The sequence below is a fragment of the Pseudovibrio sp. Ad13 genome (assembly GCF_001623225.1).
Lineage (GTDB): Bacteria > Pseudomonadota > Alphaproteobacteria > Rhizobiales > Stappiaceae > Pseudovibrio.
In genome coordinates this window covers 48,972-69,432 of the sequence record NZ_LMCC01000012.1, presented here as the reverse complement: position 1 = coordinate 69,432, position 20,461 = coordinate 48,972, and the positions used below count along the sequence as shown (strand labels likewise).

Below are 20,461 nucleotides of genomic sequence, written 5' to 3'. Positions count from 1 at the left end.
CTACTACTCTCCCAGCGTACTGCGAAGCTCCTCGCACCATTCCGATAGGCCGGTGGAAAGCGCCATGTCAGACACCTTCACCACAAGATCAGTGCTGGAGTTTTCAGAAAATTTAATTGTGTTTGAAAGTTCGCCAGTTTTTTTGCCGAACAAATCAAATAAATGTTCGGGCCCAGTTACCTCAAGCACGACTTCAGGCGTTTCAGAGAGTTGTCGACGTACGACCTGCACCAATGAGGTCACAGCACGATCCCGTGCGCTCTCTTCGATAAACGGAACCAGAATTTCGGAGACTGACTTAGACAGCCTGTCTTCAATTTCGACGAGAGACTGCTGAAAAGCTTCCTTTAACTTCTCGCCCTCCCCCTCTTTGAATGCTTTTTCTCGCTCGATCAGCTCTACGTCTAATTCATCACGCATCTTCTTGACGCGCTCATCTGCACCCGACTTGGCAGCCTCTTCCCCTTCTGAGAACCCATTTTCATAAGCCTCGAAGACACGGTTAACCCAGTCCCCACCTTCGCCATACCCCTTCGGAAGCATGGAGATCACTTCCTGCATATCCTGAAGGTCTTTGGTGGTAACGCCTATATCTGTCGTAAAGTCTGCTAGATAGTCGTTGATGCCGCGTGTCATCCAGCACGCTCCTGATCATACATCCACTGCTTCAGGATAATTGCAGCCTGCATGTCATCCATCTCGACAGCACGCTCAAGCTTGCGAAGATTATCACGGTTCACAACGGTCGCATCAACGCCTTCACCAGACATGCCGTCCCCGTTTGTGTAATCTGGCAACTGACCATCTTCGCCTTCAATCTCACCATCACGAACAGCGTTGGAGTTAGCACCAACTGGCAAACCTTCTTCAACCTCTTCAGATTTAGGAATAAGGAAGGCGACAGCTGGGCGCAGACCGAACCAGATAATCATCAGCGTAACAATAAGAATTGCGCCAGCGTTGACCACTGACCCCATATTGCGTATCAACACGTCCTGCCAGGTCCGTTCAGGGATAGCGGCAAGCTGCTCACCAGCGAGAACAAAGTTCACGGCGGAAACAGACACTTTATCGCCCCGCGCGACATCAACACCAGCTGCTGTTGCGATAATTTCTTCGATCTCCTCGACCTTTTCGGTCAAATCCGCTTCAGCGCCATCAACAACAGCATCGCCTTTTTGCCCCTCGACACGACGCGCTAATTCTTCAACAAGGCGATCACGATTCACAAGCACAGCGATACTCATGCGATCAATGCGATAATCATCAAAAATGGTTTCAACGGTACGAGAGGAAATTTCGTAGTTCGTCAACTCTTCACGGCGCTCATTCTCCTCAGAAGAACGCTCACCTGATTGCGATGACACAGCTTCCTCAGGAAGATTTTGTTCAACAGTGGTTGGATTTTCCAGACTCGCATTCTGAGCGCTCCCATTTTCGCGCACAACGCGGAAAGACCTCTCAACACGTGTCTCAGGATCATAAGAGGTTTCAGAGACACGTTGATTGTCTGTATTCACAGAGGCAGAAACGCTGACTTCAAAGTTATTTACACCGAGATAAGGTGCCAACGCCTGGCGGATGGCATTTTCCTTGCGCGAAGCTAAGTCAGCTTCCAACATCGCTTTACGACCAGTGGACGCGCTTTGCGCATCTTCACCCGCGGCAAGAAGCTGCCCCTCGGTATCAAGAACTGTCACCGCTTCAGCAGTAAGCCCCGGAACGGCAGCCGCAACAAGATAACGGATAGATTGCGCAACCGAGTTTGTCTGAACACCTTCGGTCCGAATAAGGACGGAGGCTGTTGGTTTTTGATTCTCACGACGGAAAGTTGCCTTTTCAGGAAGAACCAAATGCACGCGAGCAGCTTTAACACCCTGCATACTTTGGATTGAGCGAGCAACTTCACCTTCAAGCGCACGGACTTTGGTCACGCTCTGCATGAAGGACGTCAGCCCCAGGGAACCCATTTCATCAAAGAGTTCATAACCTGCACCCGACCCACGTGGCAGACCCTTTTCCGCCAGTAACATACGAGCACGAGCAGTCGCACCGACCACAACGGAAATCGATGTACCGTCCGCATTTACATCAAACGGAACGCCACTGGCCTGCAATGCCATGCCGATTTGAGTGACATCGTCCCTCTCCAGATTAGCGTAGAGAATTTCCTGTTCCGGACGGGACAAGAGATATGCTGCTGCGCCAATCGCAACAAACGTAAATAACCCAATAAAAGCGAGCACCATCAGGCGCTTTGCACCTAACTCGGCCAGATTACCATAGATTTTTTCGGCGTTTTCACGAGCTGCCATTGCGACCTCTGCAGGTGTATCAATGGCGCTACCTTCGCTTTTCAACCTTGCGCGAACGTGATCAGGATTTACATTGGGCGAAAATCCACGGTTTCTCCGAGGCAATACAAGCTATTTTTAGAGAAAACCAAGCGTATCAAGTATATGCATCTGCGCGGGTGATGCGCTGGATGCTAGGCAGACCATTCACAGTCAAGCCACAACTCTGCCCTTTCAAACGCTTACTCACCCGATCAGCCGTCGCATTGATTGCTACAATCGTATTTGCACCGCACTCGATTTGACGAAGCTGCCCTTCTTGCTCAAAAAGCACATCTCGCGCCAGCGCAACAACAGAACTCCAGAAGCGCTCATTGCCCCGCAATGCAAACGTTAGACCCTCAAGTTTTTGCTCAGATGTGAGCACAGAAAGGTCGACTTGACCCACCTCCTGATCACCCAACCTAGAGATATTCAATTGATTACTTAACATCAAGCACCGCACAACTCAAAACAACCCAACACGAGATAAAGCTTAAGAAAGCTTATCTCAAATACTGGTATATTTTATCGAACTTGCGCTAACCTGACTTGTAACAATTTTATCTAAAATTTTATCATAACCAAAAACAAAGGCCCCGGGGATAACCCGGGGCCTTAAAACTTCTAAGGTTCTCAGAGTTTTCCGACTTAACGGAACAGGCTGAGGATACTCTGGGACCCGGAGTTTGCAATAGACAGAGCTTGAATACCAAGCTGCTGCTGGGTCTGAAGAGCCTGCAGACGAGTGGACTCAGCATTCATGTCCGCATCAACCAGCTGACCAACACCACGTGTAACAGCATCAGACAGATTCTTAACAAACTCAGTCTGCATGTCGATGCGAGATTTTGCAGAACCAAGATCGGTCGCTGCATCGGTCATTTCAGTGAGTACACCATCAACACCGGTAATCAAACCAGACAGCAACGCGAGGTCAGCCGCTGAGTCAGTTACCGCAGTGATAGTGAAGTCGAGCATGTTCGCACCACCAATAACACCACCAACACCAGCAAGCGCTTTATCAAGCAGACCTGTATCAGCACCACCATCAACCAAGAAAACGCCAGAAGTATCGATAGTGATATTCTGGATGGCAGCATTCCCAAGAGCATCACGAGTAAACCCACCAACAACAGTTTTGTCAGTGTTAAAGCCCGCTGCAGTTGAATCTTCTGCCAACCAGTTCTCACCATTAAAGGTTGCTGACTCAGCAATCGTAGTCAGCTGGCTCTGGAGCTCAGTAATATCTGACTGGATTTTTGCGCGATCAACACCTGGAGCAGTAGCAGCAACGAGCTTTGCCTTAATTTCACTAACTACATCAACAGCCTGATCCATCGCAGTGAACGCCACATCAACAGTCGCAGCGCCTAGACCCAAGGAATCCTGAACAGCAGACAGAGCATCGTTATCAGATTTCATTGTCGTTGCAATGGACCAATACGCAGCGTTATCAGACGCATCAGCCACACGCATACCAGTAGAAATGCGGCTCTGTGTAGTAGCGAGATCATCGTTAATGTTGCGCAAAGTAGAAAGAGCAACCATTGCGGAGGAGTTTGTCAAAAGAGAAGACATAATTTTTGTCCCTTAAATTTGAAGAATTGGGACATTCCGGATTAAATTCCCGGAGTTACAGAATTGCATCATGCACTTTGAAGGTCAAAGCCTGTAACAGAACTTAAGCATGTCTCACAAAGCTTACGCCAGACTGACTCATCGACTTAGGCAAGAAAAAAACCCCGAAACGGGGCTTTCATGGTTAAGTTTAAGTAAACGACCTTATCAAACCGCCCGTTAACAAGTACCACCCATCAATCAAGACGAAGAACAGCACCTTGAAGGGGAGTGAGATTACTGTTGGGGGGAGCATCATCATGCCCATGGACATTGTTAAGGTAGCAACGATCAAGTCGATAACAACGAAGGGCAAAGCGATGAGGAAGCCAATTTCGAAGCCGCGTCGTAATTCTGAAATCATAAAGGCCGGAATGAGAACGCGGAGGTCGAGTTCTTCGATGGGAGCATCTTTTTCGTAGTTGAATGCACTCACTGCCAGATCGTCGAAGAGGACCAGATCTTTTTCGCGGACGTTGTCCAACATGAACCTCCGGAACGGCTTTGTCATTTCCTCGTAGGCGACTTCTTCTGTGATTTGCTCTTTGATCAGCGGCTGCAGGCCATTTTTCCACGCCGTATCGAACGTTGGCGCCATGACGTAGAAGGTCATAAACAATGCGAGGGAAATGAGGATAATGTTCGCTGGTGTTGTTTGAAGACCGATACCGGAACGCAAGAATGACAAAGCAACAACGAAGCGCGTAAAGCTTGTTACCATAATCAGGATCCCTGGCGCTAACGAGAGCACCGTCAGGATCATGACGTATTGGATAATCCGGCCACTTGCAGACGCCTGCCCTGCTGGAAGCAGATCACTCAGGTTAATATCCTGAGCCGAGGCCGGAACGACCCAAAACAACGCAAATAAACTCAAAAAACTCGTAAGAAACGCAAAATAACGCATTACTGAATCACCACAGATTCAAGGACGAGTTCCCTGACAAATTTGCCACCACGCATCTTCGCGCGTTCATTGAGATCATCACGCAAACGCAGCAAACCACGAGTGCCTTCGAGCTGCCGCGGCCCCAGGGTCCGGGCGTAGAGCAACAGATCCTGCTCAACCTGCTTGACCAGCAAGGAGTGATCTTGCTCTTCTATACCGCGCTGCATCAAAACAACTGAGGCTTCAATACGAATCCAGTTCTTAGAGGAAGACAACAGGTTGGTCACGATTGGCTTCAATGAGACAATCTGACTGCTTTCTGTATATTCCGGATTGATCAGAGCGCCGCTGTTAGCTTTTTGCTCTTCCAAATATTTACCGTGCACCTGATCGACCAGCGTAGAGCCGATCCCCATTCCACCAGCACTTGCAACGGCAGTCACGACAATGGCCGCGACTGCGACGCCCATCCAAGAATTCTCGGAGGCTGGCAACTGTGACTTTGGCAACTGTGGTTTAAGAGCCATAGAAGCCTCCTTTAGAGCGGGCTAATGATATCAATGATTTGCTGACCAACGCTTGGCTGCTGCACTTCCGTCACGCGGCCACGGCCGCCGTAGGAAACACGCGCTTCAGCGATCTTGTCATACTCAATGGTATTTCGACCTGTGATGTCTTCAGGACGCACGATGCCAGCAACTGACAGGACGCGAACCTCATAGTTCACTCTGACTTCCTGTTGCCCGGAAATGATCAGGTTGCCGTTGGCAAGTACTTTGGTCACGACTGCTGCGATGGAAAGTTTGATCTCTTCACTGCGGTCGATTGCGCCCTCACCTTTGCTGCTGGTCGCGCCTGTCCCTGAAATGCTTGCGTCGGCTTCTCCTGAATCAACACCTGCCCAGGAGAATGCCCCCTTCAAACCGGTAGATCGGGAGGAGTCGCGCTTTCTCTCGCTGGAATTGTCCAGCTTGGCCTTATCGTTGATTTTGATCGCAACAGTAAGAACATCGCCAATTTGCTTTGCACGTGGATCGCGGAAGAAATCCTGCTCACCGTCGGCCCAAAGCCCGTGATAAGCGCGACTTGAACGGCCGCCACTTTTCGCTGGAGTTGCCGGCAGGTTTGCAACATTTGGCTGAAGCCCCTGCCCCAGCGGGGTCAGATGCGGCTCCTTGCCTACGTTTTTCATAGCATTACAGCCAGTGAGCGTAATTGCGGCGAGAATGCATACCAAAGTGCGCTTCACTGTGAAACTCCCATACTTTGCTTGGCGGCCTTTCGAGCTGTAAGTTCTGCCATCAGATCAGTAAGATACGCTGCGCGCTCCGAGGCCAACTCAGCAAGCACCGAACTGGCTTTCCGCGCCTTCATCTGGAGAAGAATTGAAACTGCTGTTTCATCATCCAGAGACGTTAACTGCAGCGCCGCTGCATCCGGACGCATGTTGGCATAGATGTTAACGACATGCCCTTCCGCTCTCTGCAGGATTTCATCACGACGTTTCACCCACATGCGCAACTCAGCAATCTTGGCGTCGAGTTCCGTAATCTTGGCTTTCATCTGATGCTCAACATCAAACAGAGCACGCATTTGCCAAGCAATCCGAGCGTCTTTTGCCTGATCAGCAATCGCTTCGCAGTAGTTCTTGGCTTGCTCAATTGCGGCACTCAGTTCTTCTGTCTCGGCCTCGTTCGTTTGGGCACTTGCGCTTACAAGCGACATGCACAAACCGAGAGATACCGCTGCACACTTAAGGGGAAAGAATTTCTTCTTAGAGAGCTTTAAGAGAGGCATTACAACTCAGTTCCAATAGGTTTAGCGGTACAGTGAAGCCACAAGCTTGCCCGTGGCTTATCCAATTGCCGTGCAGTCTTATTTGACCACGAGAGTTGCCTGGAGAGCCCCTGCCTGCTTAATCGCCTGAAGGATTGCAATGATTCCACTTGGCTTCAGACCAATACGGTTCAATCCTCTGACCAGAGTTTGCAAATCAGTTCCACCAATCAACTGCAACTGACCATCTTCCTGAACCACATCAATATCCGTGCGCGGTACAACAGTCGTTTCGCCTTGTTGTGCGAACGGTGATGGCTGTGAGACTTCAGGCCGCTCAGAAACACGAACCGTCAGATTGCCGTGCGTCACAGCAACCGTTGAAATCCGCACATTCTGACCGATTACGACGGTACCAGTACGCTCATCCACAACCACTCGTGCTGGCGTGTCTGGCTGAACCATCAGGCCTTCGATCTGAGAAATGAAACGGACTGAGCTGATACCTGCAGGGCGTTGAACCTGAACGGATCTATAATCAAGCTCACTCGCAAGCTTCAAACCATAGCGGTTCAGTGAAAATGCGTTGATTGCATCCGTCACTCGTACAGCGGTCTTAAAGTCTGGATTTTTAAGTTCCAGCACCAGCTGTGGTAGCGAAGAGAAATAATCAGGCAGTGTTTTTTCTATTAATGCGCCATTCGACACACTTCCGGCGGTTGGAACACCTTGTGTCAAACTACCAGCATCACCTGCAGCCGCGAAGCCAGATACAGAAACAGAACCCTGAGCAACCGCATAGACGTTGCCATCAGCCCCCATCAATGGCGTCACAAGAAGCGTTCCGCCCTGTAACGATGCGGCATCGCCGAGTGACCCGACAGAAACATCAATACGGGCGCCATTCCCAATGAAGGGAGGCAACTCGGCAGTCACAACAACTGCCGCTACGTTTCTTGATCTTAAGTTAGACTCTCGAACGTTCACTCCCATGCGCTCAAGCATGGATTGCAAGGACTGTTCAGTGAACGGAGAATTCCTCATGGTATCGCCTGATCCATTCAGACCAATCACAATACCATAACCGACAAGCTGGTTAGAGCGCATTCCGCGCAGATCAGTTATATCCTTGATACGGACAAGTGCGGAGGCACTGTCAAACGATAAAAACAAAGCAAGAAAAGCAAGATATATTGCCCCCAGAGAACGGCTTACAGAACGCACGGTATTATTCCCCTTCAGCCAGCAAAGATCCGTTTTCTTGCACTTTGCCTAAAACACTTAAACCTGTATCAGGGTTCTTAGCCCTGATATTTGCACCAATTGCCCCGGACTCCAGCGCCTCAACAATGGCGCGGATTTCCAAGCCCTCTTCTTTAAAAACCAACAGAACAGACGAGCCACGTTGTACAACAACTGGATCTTGAACCGCATTTTTTGGAATTGGCTTTCCTGGAAAAAGGGTACGGCGCGCTTCCAGCCCAACCACATCTTGCATTCGACCTACAATCGAAAGCTGCGCAACCGATTTCTTGAAGAACCCGTGCTCACGAAGCATCCCTTCTTCGATCTTATCACCCGGATAAATCATCATGGCCGGCACTGGAAGCTTTACAACTTCGCGCCGACCCGCCGCTGATGCCGCTGTCAAAAACAACGGCACGCAGCACACTAGCAATGCCAGGCTATGCAGGCGCTTGGAAGCACTCATCACCGCACCCTAGCGAATGCCTTTGGAGACAGTTCCAGCCATGTCATCAGCTGCCTGAATCACTTTGGAGTTCATCTCGTATCCGCGCTGCGCGCTGATCAAGCTTGTGATCTCTTTAACAGGATCGACGTTAGCGCCTTCGAGATACCCTTGACGAATAACACCAAGCGCACCCTCACCGGCAATACCAGTATTAGGTGCTCCAGAAGCTATTGTTTCGCGGAACAGGTTGCCACCAATCGCCTTTAGGCCGGCATCGTTCACAAAGTTAGTCAGGTTCAGCTGACCAATGCTCGTAGCCGGGTTTCCGTCAGCATAAGTAGCGAACACTTCGCCGCTTTCATTGACAGTAACTTTAACAGCCTCAAGCGGAACAGTGATACCAGGTTGAACCTCATAACCATCAAGAGTTACAAGAGCCCCCTCACCGTTCACGTTGAATGCACCCGACCGCGTAAAGAGCGCTTCACCTTCAGGGCCGATAATTTCAAACCAACCCTGACCATCGATCGCCAGATCAAATGCGTTATTGGTTTGCTGTAGTGCACCTTGAGAATGCAACTTACGAACCGCTGCGGTTTTCACACCAAGACCTTGCTGAATTCCCTCAGGAACAGGTGCAGCACCACCACGATTGGACACGCCAGCCGCACGATCAGTTTGATAAAGCAAATCGGAGAACTCAGCGCGAGATGCCTTAAAGGCAGTCGTATTCATGTTCGCGATGTTATTGGAAATAACTTCGAGATTTTTCTGCTGAGCAGACATACCCGTCGCAGCGATAGCAAGAGCCTTCATAGGAAAAACCTTTTTTCAAACAATTAAATACTCATACGAGAGAATTCTTGATAGGCCTCAACAACCTTGTCACGCACAGCTACTGCGCTCTTCAAGGAAAGTTCTGCCTTCATCACAGCTTCGACCACTTTTTGAGCCGAAACCTCACCACGTACTGCCGCAACAGATGTTGCTTCAGCCGTTTTCAAATCGCCTGCAGTTTCACGAACCACATCAGCCATAGTATCAGCAAAGCTGCCCTGAACCTCTTGGGTCGCCTGCGCATTCTGCGCTCCGCCTACCAAGTACTGACGAGTACGAGCAGTAGACGAAACATCGTTTACCCCACTGGTAAACGTTGAAACACGCGACACTGAACTCAACGCCGAAAGATCCGCCATCACCTACTCCTCAACAAATCGATTGTACGGGTAATCATTTCTCTGGATTTGACCATCATCTGCAGACCAGCTTCATAAGAACGCGAAGCTTCTCGCATGTCCGCCAACTCAATCAGAGTGTTTACGTTTGGATATTTTACGTTGCCATTCTCATCTGCCGCTGGATGCGACGGATCAAATTCAATACGGTAATCACCTTTATCCGTACCGATATCCTTAACCTCAACGAGATTGGCACCAAGCGCGCGATCAACCTCACTTTTGAAGGTAATCGTTTTACGCTGATAAGGATTTGCCCCAGGAGTGTCGCCTGTCGACTGAACGTTGGCCAAGTTCTCAGAGACAACGCGCATACGCTGTGACTGAACTCTCAGACCTGAGGAGGAAATCTTTAATGAAGCGACAAGTGGATCAATCATAATCTTTATCTTCCTAAGCTGCTCTTCATCAAGCCATAGAAGGACCCAACAAGCTGAGTATTGAGTGAGTGCTGACGAGCAACCTCACCTGACTTAATCAACTCTTGCTCTAGGGAAACGGAATTATCTGAGACGGTAACTTGCCACGCCTCACCGTCATTCACCCGCACACGACGGGCATTCGTTCCATCTTCGCTGATATGACCTGACTGGGTAGCAGCCATCTGAATGCTGGTTTTATCCAGAATGTCCTTAAAAGGCTCGACATCCTTACTTGCAAAACCAGGAGTATCAACGTTCGCAATATTTTCGGAAATTGTTGATTGCCGCACTGACAACCAAGAATTTTGCCGCGAAACCAAACTAAAAAGATATACGGGCTCCAAAAAATCCACTCCGCTACAAAAACTGCTAAAAGTGGATAGCAGTGCAATCTTGTCCGTAGCTGGCGGAATCAATATTTCCGAAAAAAGCAAAAAAGATATACTTGGTTAGTCAAGTATATCTTTTTATCTTAAAATTTTAGGTAAATAAATAATTAATATATTGCTTAAGAATTAACAGATGCGTTCGCGAGCGCAGTTTCCAGCCTCTTTGTATTTTCCTGCGGGTCTTCAGAAGGCTGCTCAAATGCAATGAATTTGACATCGACTGCCGAGTTTAATGCAAGCAAAAACAAATGAAACATGACACTCACACCGTCATTTACGAACTTCATATGCAAGCAAACTGTAACATCGCCATTCCAGTTCAAATCGATTGACGACGTACCAGCATAGGTGAGTGTGTCGGGCCTAAAATAAAGTTCCGACGAAGATTCCAGCAAATCTGTGAGATTGGCTGCTTCGTTTGAGAGAATATGGCGAGCTAAAGAAGACAGATCGCATAACCGTAACTCGGCTGCGATGGGCTTCATAGCGTTTGCAATCAATGCCTCGCGCAAAACATCTTCAGATTTTGCAGGCAGGTCGTTTTTCTTCAATGCGGTCTTTGTAGACAAAATACCCTCTTAAGGCAGAAACGCGTTTCGACAAAGTCTTTAGCGCTTTAAATAAACATATGAAATAATTTCTGCTACCGCTCGATAATATTCCTCTGGAATACTCTGATCTATCTCTACGGCGGCATAAAGTGAACGCGCGAGTTGTCGATCTTCTACAACTGGAACATCATGAATATAGGCCAGTTCTTTGATTTTCAGTGCAATCAGGTCCTGCCCTTTTGCAACAACACGCGGCGCTTGTTCGCCCTCACGCTCATAATACAGCGCAATGGCAAAGTGGGTGGGGTTCGCAACAACAACAGTCGCATCCTGAACAGATGACATCATGCGCTTGCGAGCCCTGTCACGAGCAAGAGAGCGTAAGCGCGCCTTGATAAGCGGATCGCCCTCTGCCTGCTTAAATTCGTCCTTCAGCTCCTGGTGAGACATACGCAAGTTCTTGCGCCACTGGAAACGCGCCAGAACCAAATCAAAACCAACAAGGAAAATGGTTGCGACGCAGATACCGGAAAGCAAAGTCATTGCAACAGACAAAATAAGCTGAGGCACTTGACTTGGGTCGCTGTACATCGCTGTCAACGCAACCGCTTGCTGCGATTTCAATACAAGCGCGGCAACGACGATCACAGTTACCAGTTTGAAGAGAGACTTCACAAACTCCATGGCGCCATTGACGCTAAAAAGCCTGCCCAGTCCCTTTTTCAAGGAAATCTTGCTGAGCTTCGGTTCAATTCGGTCCAACACCAAACGTGGCGTATTTTGCATGAAAGAGGAAGCCAAGCCAAAGAAAATCAAGACAGAAACGATAGGGCCAAGAAACCAGACAAGCTGAAAAGCCACAGCAGACATCAACTGCAAAGGCTCCGCAGCACTGACAAACTGTATTTCACCCGGATTATCCAAAAACCACTTCAGAAAATACACCAGGCTCTGCGCCTTATCGACAGCGATGAAGGAAAGCACAAGAAGAAGCGCAAGCATCGAGGCAAGCACAGACGCTTCCTTGGAGACTGGGATATTCCCTTTCTCCAAGGCATCACGAACCTTCTTCTCCGTGGGTTCCTGGGTTTTACTGTCGGGATCCTGGTCTTCAGACATGAAACCTGCCGCTTCTCAAGATGGTTTGACAAACTTAAAAAGTCATAGGGAAGCGTTAGACGTAGACTTCTTCCCCGCCACGTCCGATCTCAAGGTCGATCTCACCCGAATTTGCCTTTTCAAGGGCAAGATCAGTAATCGCCCGACGCGCATCCATCACTTCACGCTGTGTCATAGGCTCTCCAGAAGCCAGATCATTCTCAACGATCCTACGGGCACGCGACGCCATACTTGCAAGGATTGCCTGACGGAACTCCGGATTCGTTCCTTTAAGAGCTGCAGTGATAACTTCACTGGTAACATCATCAAAGATTGCCGTTCTGGTGCGCAGATCCAAGTTCTGGATATCATCGAAGGTGAAGAGCAAGGCATCGAGCTGTTCTGCAGATTTTGGCAGAGCTTCGCGCAGATTCCCCAGCGTATCTTCAAGATCATCACGTTCCATTTTGTTGAGAATATCTGCCATACGAACGTGGGAATCTGTACCCACTGTTCTTGCAAAGTTCACCATGAAGTCTTCGTGCAGTGTCTTCTGCACTTCCTCCATAACGTCCTCGACGATAGGCTTGAGCGTCAACATACGACGGACGATCTGATTACGTTTTCTACGTGGGATCTGGGAAATCACACGCGCAGCACCACTTGCGGAGATCTTTGACAAGATCACCGCTGCAGTTTGCGGATGTTCTTTCTGTAAATATGTAGAAAGAACATGCTCCGAGATTTGTGAAACCTTGTCCCAGATCGAACGCTTGGAGTAGCCCATCACGTCCGACATAATTTCGGCGACCTGATCTTCTGGAAGAATACCTTTCAGAAGACTCTCGGCCCCTTCGGCTGTACCGAACAGGTTTACACCACCTGAGAAAAGCTCGATGAACTCTTCAATTAGCTGATCGAGTTCACTAGCAGGAACCGTGCCCAGATCTGCAGCTGCCCGAATGATCATCCGCATTTCGTCATTATCGAAATGCTTCAGAACACGGGTTGCCTTGTCACTTCCCATAGCCAACAGCAAAGCTGCTGCCTTCTGATGGCCATTTTTTCTGGAAATGACGCTTCCCATTTCAGCTGGAACAACACTGTTCATTCTCTACGCGCCTCGGATACACATATAAAATCAAGCACAGCTCTTGTGCGGCTAGTTGTAGCTGCCTTTTGCGCCTACAATCTCAGTCAGCGACACACCAAACCGCGAGTTATCGTCTTCAACAACTACGATTTCGCCACGCGCTACAGTGCGGCCATTTACGACGATGTCGACAGGCTCACCAACGCGGTGATCCAGAGGTATAACCGCGCCACGACCAAGCTTAAGCAAACTGGCCACTGGCATGGTCGCAGATCCAAGAACAACCTGCATATCAACCGGAATACCTAGAACTGCATCCAGATTACGGTCAACGTTCTCGTCGCTCATACCCTTTTCAGGCGCGGAAGCAGCTGGCTGGGCTGCAGCAGAAGGCGCACCCATATCCATATCCATCTCGGCTTCAGAAGCAGCAGCTTCCCATTGCAACGCGAGGGCTTCATCACTCATTTCATTTGAGCTGCTCATTGCGGATCATTCTCCATCTCAGGACTTTCGTCGTCCTTTACATTTACAGATCTGAATGTGGCGCTCTGGCCGAAAGAAACTTTTCTAACTCTGACATTCTGGTTATCTATTGCAGATACAGCAGTATTTTCTTGGTTACCTGCCGGTACAGGCTTACCCATCCCACCAGCTAGCAACAACGCGGCGGTATTGGACGCAGCACTCGTAACTGGCTTTTGCTTTGCCTTGGTTGCAGCAGGCTTTGCAGCACGAGCGGAACGTCGCCCGCGATCCCCACCAGGCCTCGGCGGCGCATCATTCATACTGATGCCGACTTCATCGCTTTTCTTGCTCAACCACTCGATATGCTCCTGAAGCGCTTTCATTTCTGTTTGCGCCTGAAGGATCACACCAGAGATATCGACCGTAGCTTCACGAGCCTCATCAATCCGCTGCCCAAGATTACTCAGGATCTCCTCACCGCGAACCCGGATTTCTTGCAAGGACAAACCAATGTTGTCCATTGCTTCCGAGGTCTGATCAAAAATCCTTTGATACTCTTCATGATAGCCGGAGAGTCGCTTTAGCTGTCGGTACATGACCACAACGCGCCACGTCGTAACCAAAAGAGCAAAAAGTAAAAATCCGTCAATTAGATAAGATATCATCGAGAAGTTCCCCTTCCTGCTCGATCAATTCTTCAACGCGTACTGTGTAAGATCCTGCAACCTGACCCAGGCGACAGTTAAACAATGGCTGACTGTTACATTCGAGCTGAACGGCCGTTTTTGGAGTAGCATTCAACTCAAGAACAAGACCAACCTCAAACTGCGCAACCTCTTCAAGAGTCATGCGCTGCTCTTCAAGAATTGCCGTAAGCTTGACCTCGGTACGCTGAACTTCCTGCTGGAACTGTTTAGTCCAACGGGTATCACGACCGGCAACCTCACCAGACAACACCTGTGTCAGGTTTTCGCGCAGCGGATTCAGCACCGACTGAGGAATAATGATGAAGATCTCACCTTCACGGCCGATGATTTCAGCAGTCATTTTGGCAAGCACGCACGGATTACTCTTCCTGCCCGTTTGCGCAAATTCCATACGGTTCTCGAGACGCTCAACCTTCAACGAAGTATCAGCAATCGCCTCAAACGCCGTTTCGAGCGCCGTAGCCGCTTCCTGGAACATTCTATAGGCAAGTCGCTGTTCAACATTGGTCAAAGCGCGATCTTCAAGAAACGCTTCTTCTTCACCATCACCGCCAAGCAGAACCTCAACCATGGAAAAGATAAAGGTTCGATCAAACCCGAGCAAAATGCGCGCATCCCACTCCTGAGCGTGAAGAACCGCAACGACTGCACGATCCTCATATTGCTCAAGAGCATCACCAATACGCTCATTCGAAACTGATTGCACTGCCAAGTAAGGTGCAGTTGCCGCCATCTGCCGAAGTGTATCGATGTACTGGCGCGCCATGCGGTCAAAGACCACATGCAGCATTGGGAGACGATCGACACCAAGGCCTGCAGCATCCAACAAGCGAGAAGGCAAATCCACCTTTGCATTCTGAGCGCTGATCACCTCATCACTCATTTCCAGCTCTTGAGGCTCCATCAGGCTTCACTCCCAGCTGCAGCAGACACCACCGGACCAGCATTCATAGTTTCCGCCTCAACTTCATCAATTGTAGGACGATCGTCTGCACCGATGGTTTTACGACCGTGCTCCAACGCAATCTGAGGCGCCGCACCATTCATAAACGCAAGCAATGTCTGTTTCACCTCAATATAGAGACGATAACGCTGCTCACGAATGGATTTAATCTTCACTGCGACCGGGCTGACAATTCCGTAAGACAAGAAGATGCCAAGGAATGTGCCAACGAGCGCAGCACCAATCAGACTACCAAGAATTTCCGGCTCCTGATCAATAGCCCCCATCGCCTTCACGATACCAAGCACAGCAGCCACAATACCGAGAGCGGGCAAAGTCTCCGCAACAATACTAAGCGCTTGATACGGCCTCATCTCTTCCCGACCAAGAGTGTGCAACTCTTCATCCATCAAGGCTTCAATTTCATGAGGACGAACATTACCGATGATAATGAGACGAAAGTAATCACAGATAAAACTTGTCAGAGATATATTCGCGAGAACCCGCGGGAAACGCTGAAACAACTCAGAATCATCTGGATTATCAATGATCTGCTCAACATCATTACGCCCCTTCGCACGAAGGGTTCTCATAAGACCGTAGAGCACACTTAGCGTATCCAGATGGTCACGCTTTTTTGGCTTTGCATTCACCAAAGCTTCATGAATACCGCGCCCGGTATCCTTAATCGTCTTAAACGTATTCGCTACCACGAAGGTACCGAAGGCAGCTCCCCCAACAATCAGCAGCTCAAAAGGTTGCCATAGCACCTTCATATAGCCACCCATTGCAACATAACCACCAATTATGGATCCAATAACGATCACGAGGCCAACTAGAATATTCAATTTGCGCTCCACACACTTACCGGACAAGCACTTTTCTTATTTTGTGGTAGCGAGACTTACTTGTCCGAAGCTGGCGTAAAGACGCTGAATTCCGAACAAACACCCGTACAGCTTCAGACAAGCCCTAAAGAGCATTCTCTCGAAGCATTTGAGTGTAGATAGGTTTGCTATGATCAGTATATTAACGCGACATGCGTTTCTGACTTGGAGCATGGACACTCCATTGGGAGGCGCAACTATGAACGACATAGAAGGCCGTGGACCCCGCAAACCTGCAGGAAATATCAGCGATAGTAGCCTGATCGGATTTGGAGTCTAAATTTATGGTCGTCCCTTCTCTTTATGTCTCCCTTTCCGGGCAAATGGCTCTTGAGCGCCGACTTGAGACAGTTGCGCGAAATGTAGCCAACATGGAAACTGCCGGCTATCGGTCTACAGAAGTCAAATTCGATAGTCTCGTTAAGAGCCCTGGCAAAGACCCAGTTTCCTTTGCGTCTACTGGAGAGAACTATATCTCGACGCAGGCTGGCGCGATCAAACAAACTGGTAATTCTCTTGATGTTGCGATTGATGGCAACGGCTGGCTAGGTATTCAAACCGGAAATGGTGTTGCTTATACTCGAGATGGCCGTTTTCAGATCGGCGTTGACGGAATCCTCAGGAGCATCGAAGGCAATCCAATTCTTGATAGCGGTAATGCACCAATTATCCTGGACCCACTTGGCGGAGCTCCAGAGATTGCTAAGGATGGCTCCATCTATCAGGAAGGTCGTCAGGTTGGCGTACTCGGCCTTTTCTCCATTCCTCAGGATGCCAAGCTGAGCCGCGCAGGAAATTCTGCTGTTATACCTGACGCGCTCGCAGAACCAGTTCAGGATTTTACAGAGAATGGATTCGCCCAGGGCTTCGTGGAAGGCTCGAACATTAATCCAATCTCTGAGATCACCAAGCTCATCACCATTACCCGTGCGTTTGAAAGTACAAATTCAATGATGCAGAGTGTGGAAAGTATTCGACAGCAGACAATACGAAAACTTGGAGAGAGCTGATGGCTGTTAATCCGGTTCAAGCAATTTCTGGCACTTCGGAAGATACTCATGCCGGAAGCACCTCCAATAATGCCAAGACCTCATCACCCAAACCATTTAGTTTGGGTGAGTTGCTTGATATCATCAATCCATTGCAGCACATCCCTGGTGTAAATACTCTCTATCGAGAGATTACTGGTGATGAGGCTTCTGTTCGCTCTCGCGTTGCAGGCAGCTCACTGTATGGGATGATTGCCGGCCCTCTGGGAATGGCAGGTCTCGTCGCTGGAAACCTTGCGGAAATGAAGATTTCTGGTGTGCTCGACGCGGAGAACGCGAGCACAGACAAGGTAACAGCTCTCAGCACCATTGAGAAAAAAATACAGGCAAGTCCAGCTGTACCTGCACCTGCTTCAGATATGGTGTCCTCACTGCAAAGGGGAACGCCAATCCTGCCCGTCCAGTCCAAAGAAATCCCTCCGCTGTTTGGCAACATCGCTTCTGCCAGAGCCATTTCTATGGGAAATGAGGACAAGCTGATTGAAGCTCTGGCTGGTAGCTCGAAGAACGAGGAAAAAACTTCTTCTGACTTGGAAACATCAACACTTCCAACAGTTGATAAGCTGTCACAGGATGCTCGGAACTTGCTGCCAGATGATTTACTCAAGCAGCTACAAGAGCGGCATCGCAATACAATTGCACAAAGCTAATACTTCAAAAGGTTGTTTATGACCGCCCTTGCGCGCATTCAGGAACTTACCGCTCAAATTCCATCAAGCTCATGGAACATTGAGATAAGCGGAACCCTCTGTGAGGTTACCCCTAATCATCTTAGAGTGAAGGGCCTTTCAGGTGGCGTTAACTTGGGAGACCAGGTCTCCTACATGAGCAACAACGGTGAAGAATTTGGAGAAGTAATCCGAATTGAACCTGACAGTGTGCTTGTGAAGCCCTATGCATCCAGATCTGACCTCGGTCTTGGGATCAAGGTGAAGCGTTGCGGCGAACTTAGCTTTTATCCGGACAACAACTGGCGCGGGCGCATTATCAATGCGTTTGGACAGCCAATCGATGGTCTCGGTCCGATGACTGAAGGACCATCTCTTGCATCGTTTAATACCCTCCCCCCTCCGCCAGTTCACCGTGCGCGTGTTAAAGACGCTGCCTTAACTGGGGTACGGGTGCTCGACCTCTTCACACCAATTTGCCATGGTCAGCGCCTGGGCATCTTTGCCGGGTCTGGCGTAGGTAAATCAACACTGCTCTCCATGATCGCACGCAGTAACTCTTTCGACACTGTCGTTATCGGGCTTATCGGTGAGCGTGGCCGTGAAGTTCGTGAGTTCGTCGAAGAAACACTTGGTGATCAACTCTCGAAATCAGTGGTGGTGGTTGCTACGGGCGATGAAAGCCCCATGATGCGGCGGCTTGCTCCTAAAACAGCAATGACGGTGGCCGAGCACTTCAGAGATCAAGGACAATCTGTTTTATTGATCGTTGATAGCGTCACTCGCTACGCACACGCCCTACGTGACGTTGCATTGGCAGCTGGAGAGCCCGCTCTTTCTCGCGGCTATCCACCGAGCGTATTCTCGGAACTCCCCCTCCTGCTAGAACGTGCAGGTCCTGGCATCGAAGGAAGCGGCATGATGACCGCCATTTTTTCCGTGCTGGTTGATGGTGATGACCATAATGACCCTGTCGCAGACAACATCAGAGGTCTACTGGATGGGCATGTCGTTCTGGATCGGCATATTGCTGAGGAAGGCCGGTATCCTGCCGTCAACGTCCTTGGCTCCATCTCGCGACTTGCACAGAGCTGCTGGTCCCCTCAGGAACGTGAGCTCATCCTGAAACTAAAGGCAATGATTGCGAAGTTTGAAGATACCAAAGATCTACGCATGATGGGTGGCTACAAAGAGGGTATAGACCCCTTGCTTGACCAAGCCATTGAGGTTGCCCCGAAGGTCTACAATGCGCTTGTACAGGGCTTAGACGCTCCCTCAAGCCAGGATGCTTTTACTGAGCTGGCTCAGCTTCTGTAAAAGAAAAAAGATACGAGACCTAAACAACAAAAAAGGCTGCTCAAGCAGCCTTTTTTGTTGTTACAGAGAATTAATTATATAGCCGAGATAACGCTTTGAATCGATGGGATCATACCCCATCTGTGTGCGTAGTTTCTTTCTTAGCTTACTGATGTGACTTTCGATTACATTTTCGTCTACTTCACTTTCAAAGATGCCATAGACAAAGTTGTAAATCTGAGTTTTCGTCAGTCGTCGCCCGTTGTTTTGAGCAAGATACTCAAGGATACGACGCTCTCGGCGTGGTAATGCCAGTGTCTTCCCTTTGATTTCAGGATCCCGTCCATCAAAGTATACGGTAAGATCACCTAGCTCGACATTAATGCTTTGGTTCGTTGTCCGGCGCTTGATTGCGTTGACACGCGCAAGTATCTCTTGCGGATGCACCGGCTTACGGACAACATCATCTACACCAGCAGCAAACAACTTCAGTGTCTGTTCCAAAACCGGACTGCTATTCAGAACCAATACCGGTTTTTGAGAGCACCTACGGCGGATAATCTGCGGGAATTTTTCACGCTCCCCTATCTCACCAATCAAAATAGCTTCGACGGCCTCGAACTCGGTATCAGGTGCAGTATTTAACCAATCCCGAAAGTCATCCGGACTAAAGCCACTTGTCGAAATACCTTCTCGCTCAAATCCAGATGCATACCCATCGGTCACAAGCTGTTGTTCATCAACAATTAAATACATAACCCCAACCCATTCATTCCCAAATGAATATATCGCTGGTAAATCAGTGAAACACATTCTGTCAATTTCTCTTGAAGAATTTTTACCTTCAGCACCAAGTAAAACCTCACAAGAAACTATAGTAATTATAATAGAAAATAAGAATAAACTTTACTTACAATTTTAACTTAATACAAAACATAGGTGCCGGTTTCTGCCATTTTTCGAAATCTTTCGAATTTCAATCTTTATTTCTCATACCCTTATTTTTTGTAGGACAAAAATTCAAAGGCATATTTTTGCCACATCCTCTCCATATTTGAGTTCGCGTCATACGGGAAAAATCCTTGGGATAAACTATTAGCAATTTTAAGTTAGCTACTATTGGCGCAAGGAGTAGAATCAAAAAGAAGCATTAAAGCCGGAGAAAAACGGGCGTACTTCTACTTATTCTTACAATTGTATATCTCATGTAATTTTATCTAAATTAACACATTAACCATCCAATTCTTAGTAGGCAGCATTTTCCTACTTAGAAAAGTAATGTATTCTCCTAGAACTTTAGATAAATAACAGAGCTATACTCTCAAATACTCATCACAATTCGAC

At 48.7% G+C, this 20,461-nt stretch carries 25 protein-coding genes; 3 read left to right on the top strand and 22 right to left on the bottom strand.

Annotated features, from left to right (window positions below; all coding sequences use genetic code 11):
- Positions 1–3: 3 nt before the first annotated feature.
- The 21 genes from PsAD13_RS13470 to motA all read right to left on the bottom strand — a co-directional run bounded on the left by PsAD13_RS13470 (position 4) and on the right by motA (position 16,065).
- On the bottom strand, positions 4–636 hold the full coding sequence (locus PsAD13_RS13470; protein WP_063318481.1) for a hypothetical protein: 633 nt from the start codon (positions 634–636) through the stop codon (positions 4–6).
- Positions 633–2,315, bottom strand: a complete 1,683-nt coding sequence (gene fliF / locus PsAD13_RS13465; protein WP_063318480.1) for a flagellar basal-body MS-ring/collar protein FliF — start codon at positions 2,313–2,315, stop codon at positions 633–635. Before fliF ends, PsAD13_RS13470 begins: the two co-directional genes overlap by 4 nt.
- 136 nt (positions 2,316–2,451) lie before the next feature.
- Positions 2,452–2,742, bottom strand: a complete 291-nt coding sequence (locus PsAD13_RS13460) for a hypothetical protein (RefSeq protein WP_208986620.1) — start codon at positions 2,740–2,742, stop codon at positions 2,452–2,454.
- A gap of 242 nt (positions 2,743–2,984) precedes the next feature.
- A complete protein-coding gene (locus tag PsAD13_RS13455) occupies positions 2,985–3,914 on the bottom strand; it encodes a flagellin (protein WP_063318478.1) in 930 nt (309 codons plus the stop codon).
- Positions 3,915–4,104: 190 nt separating this feature from the next.
- Entirely contained in the window at positions 4,105–4,860 is a 756-nt protein-coding gene (fliP, locus tag PsAD13_RS13450; RefSeq protein WP_063318477.1) for a flagellar type III secretion system pore protein FliP, read from the bottom strand.
- Positions 4,860–5,369: a flagellar basal body-associated FliL family protein gene (locus tag PsAD13_RS13445; RefSeq protein WP_063318476.1), complete on the bottom strand. Its 510-nt coding sequence runs from the start codon at positions 5,367–5,369 to the stop codon at positions 4,860–4,862. The genes fliP and PsAD13_RS13445 overlap by 1 nt, the downstream gene beginning before the upstream one ends.
- An 11-nt stretch (positions 5,370–5,380) precedes the next feature.
- Complete coding sequence (gene flgH, locus PsAD13_RS13440) at positions 5,381–6,091, bottom strand: flagellar basal body L-ring protein FlgH (RefSeq protein ID WP_063318475.1); 711 nt, start codon at positions 6,089–6,091, stop codon at positions 5,381–5,383.
- Complete coding sequence (locus PsAD13_RS13435; RefSeq protein WP_208980743.1) at positions 6,088–6,567, bottom strand: MgtE protein; 480 nt, start codon at positions 6,565–6,567, stop codon at positions 6,088–6,090. Before PsAD13_RS13435 ends, flgH begins: the two co-directional genes overlap by 4 nt.
- Before the next feature lie 150 nt (positions 6,568–6,717).
- Positions 6,718–7,842 carry a flagellar basal body P-ring protein FlgI gene (gene flgI / locus PsAD13_RS13430; protein WP_063318474.1) on the bottom strand — a complete coding sequence of 375 codons (1,125 nt, stop codon included), beginning with the start codon at positions 7,840–7,842 and terminating at the stop codon, positions 6,718–6,720.
- 4 nt (positions 7,843–7,846) lie between these two features.
- Positions 7,847–8,329, bottom strand: a complete 483-nt coding sequence (gene flgA, locus PsAD13_RS13425; protein WP_208986619.1) for a flagellar basal body P-ring formation chaperone FlgA — start codon at positions 8,327–8,329, stop codon at positions 7,847–7,849.
- Between the two features lie 9 nt (positions 8,330–8,338).
- Positions 8,339–9,127, bottom strand: a complete 789-nt coding sequence (gene flgG / locus PsAD13_RS13420) for a flagellar basal-body rod protein FlgG (RefSeq protein WP_063296411.1) — start codon at positions 9,125–9,127, stop codon at positions 8,339–8,341.
- A gap of 23 nt (positions 9,128–9,150) precedes the next feature.
- Positions 9,151–9,507 (bottom strand): flagellar hook-basal body complex protein FliE, encoded by a 357-nt coding sequence (locus tag PsAD13_RS13415; protein WP_057466014.1) that lies wholly within the window; start codon positions 9,505–9,507, stop codon positions 9,151–9,153.
- The gene (gene flgC, locus PsAD13_RS13410; RefSeq protein ID WP_193757797.1) at positions 9,507–9,923 is read right to left on the bottom strand and encodes a flagellar basal body rod protein FlgC; all 417 of its coding nucleotides are present in this window, start codon (positions 9,921–9,923) and stop codon (positions 9,507–9,509) included. Before flgC ends, PsAD13_RS13415 begins: the two co-directional genes overlap by 1 nt.
- A gap of 8 nt (positions 9,924–9,931) precedes the next feature.
- Positions 9,932–10,312: a flagellar basal body rod protein FlgB gene (gene flgB / locus PsAD13_RS27340; RefSeq protein ID WP_082830624.1), complete on the bottom strand. Its 381-nt coding sequence runs from the start codon at positions 10,310–10,312 to the stop codon at positions 9,932–9,934.
- Between the two features lie 164 nt (positions 10,313–10,476).
- Entirely contained in the window at positions 10,477–10,908 is a 432-nt protein-coding gene (locus PsAD13_RS13400; protein WP_063318520.1) for a hypothetical protein, read from the bottom strand.
- Positions 10,909–10,965: 57 nt separating this feature from the next.
- Positions 10,966–12,027, bottom strand: coding sequence for a flagellar biosynthesis protein FlhB (flhB, locus tag PsAD13_RS13395; RefSeq protein ID WP_063318473.1), 1,062 nt, complete (start codon positions 12,025–12,027; stop codon positions 10,966–10,968).
- A gap of 55 nt (positions 12,028–12,082) precedes the next feature.
- A complete protein-coding gene (locus PsAD13_RS13390; RefSeq protein WP_063318472.1) occupies positions 12,083–13,117 on the bottom strand; it encodes a flagellar motor switch protein FliG in 1,035 nt (344 codons plus the stop codon).
- A gap of 51 nt (positions 13,118–13,168) precedes the next feature.
- Positions 13,169–13,447, bottom strand: a complete 279-nt coding sequence (gene fliN / locus PsAD13_RS13385) for a flagellar motor switch protein FliN (protein WP_244272523.1) — start codon at positions 13,445–13,447, stop codon at positions 13,169–13,171.
- 134 nt (positions 13,448–13,581) lie between these two features.
- Entirely contained in the window at positions 13,582–14,232 is a 651-nt protein-coding gene (locus PsAD13_RS13380) for a hypothetical protein (RefSeq protein ID WP_063318471.1), read from the bottom strand.
- On the bottom strand, positions 14,213–15,178 hold the full coding sequence (locus PsAD13_RS13375; RefSeq protein WP_057466008.1) for a FliM/FliN family flagellar motor switch protein: 966 nt from the start codon (positions 15,176–15,178) through the stop codon (positions 14,213–14,215). Before PsAD13_RS13375 ends, PsAD13_RS13380 begins: the two co-directional genes overlap by 20 nt.
- Entirely contained in the window at positions 15,178–16,065 is an 888-nt protein-coding gene (motA, locus tag PsAD13_RS13370) for a flagellar motor stator protein MotA (protein WP_063318519.1), read from the bottom strand. The genes PsAD13_RS13375 and motA overlap by 1 nt, the downstream gene beginning before the upstream one ends.
- A gap of 323 nt (positions 16,066–16,388) precedes the next feature.
- On the opposite strand from motA, the gene flgF reads away from it, so the two are divergent.
- From flgF to fliI, 3 genes are read left to right on the top strand one after another with little or no spacing between them, the layout of a single operon-like run.
- A complete protein-coding gene (gene flgF / locus PsAD13_RS13365; protein WP_063288327.1) occupies positions 16,389–17,114 on the top strand; it encodes a flagellar basal-body rod protein FlgF in 726 nt (241 codons plus the stop codon).
- Positions 17,114–17,803 carry a hypothetical protein gene (locus tag PsAD13_RS13360; RefSeq protein ID WP_063318470.1) on the top strand — a complete coding sequence of 230 codons (690 nt, stop codon included), beginning with the start codon at positions 17,114–17,116 and terminating at the stop codon, positions 17,801–17,803. Before flgF ends, PsAD13_RS13360 begins: the two co-directional genes overlap by 1 nt.
- Before the next feature lie 18 nt (positions 17,804–17,821).
- Positions 17,822–19,138 carry a flagellar protein export ATPase FliI gene (fliI, locus tag PsAD13_RS13355; RefSeq protein WP_063318469.1) on the top strand — a complete coding sequence of 439 codons (1,317 nt, stop codon included), beginning with the start codon at positions 17,822–17,824 and terminating at the stop codon, positions 19,136–19,138.
- A 60-nt stretch (positions 19,139–19,198) separates the two neighbouring features.
- On the opposite strand, the gene PsAD13_RS13350 is transcribed toward fliI, so the two are convergent.
- Positions 19,199–19,873 (bottom strand): response regulator transcription factor, encoded by a 675-nt coding sequence (locus PsAD13_RS13350; protein ID WP_057466177.1) that lies wholly within the window; start codon positions 19,871–19,873, stop codon positions 19,199–19,201.
- Positions 19,874–20,461: the final 588 nt, after the last annotated feature.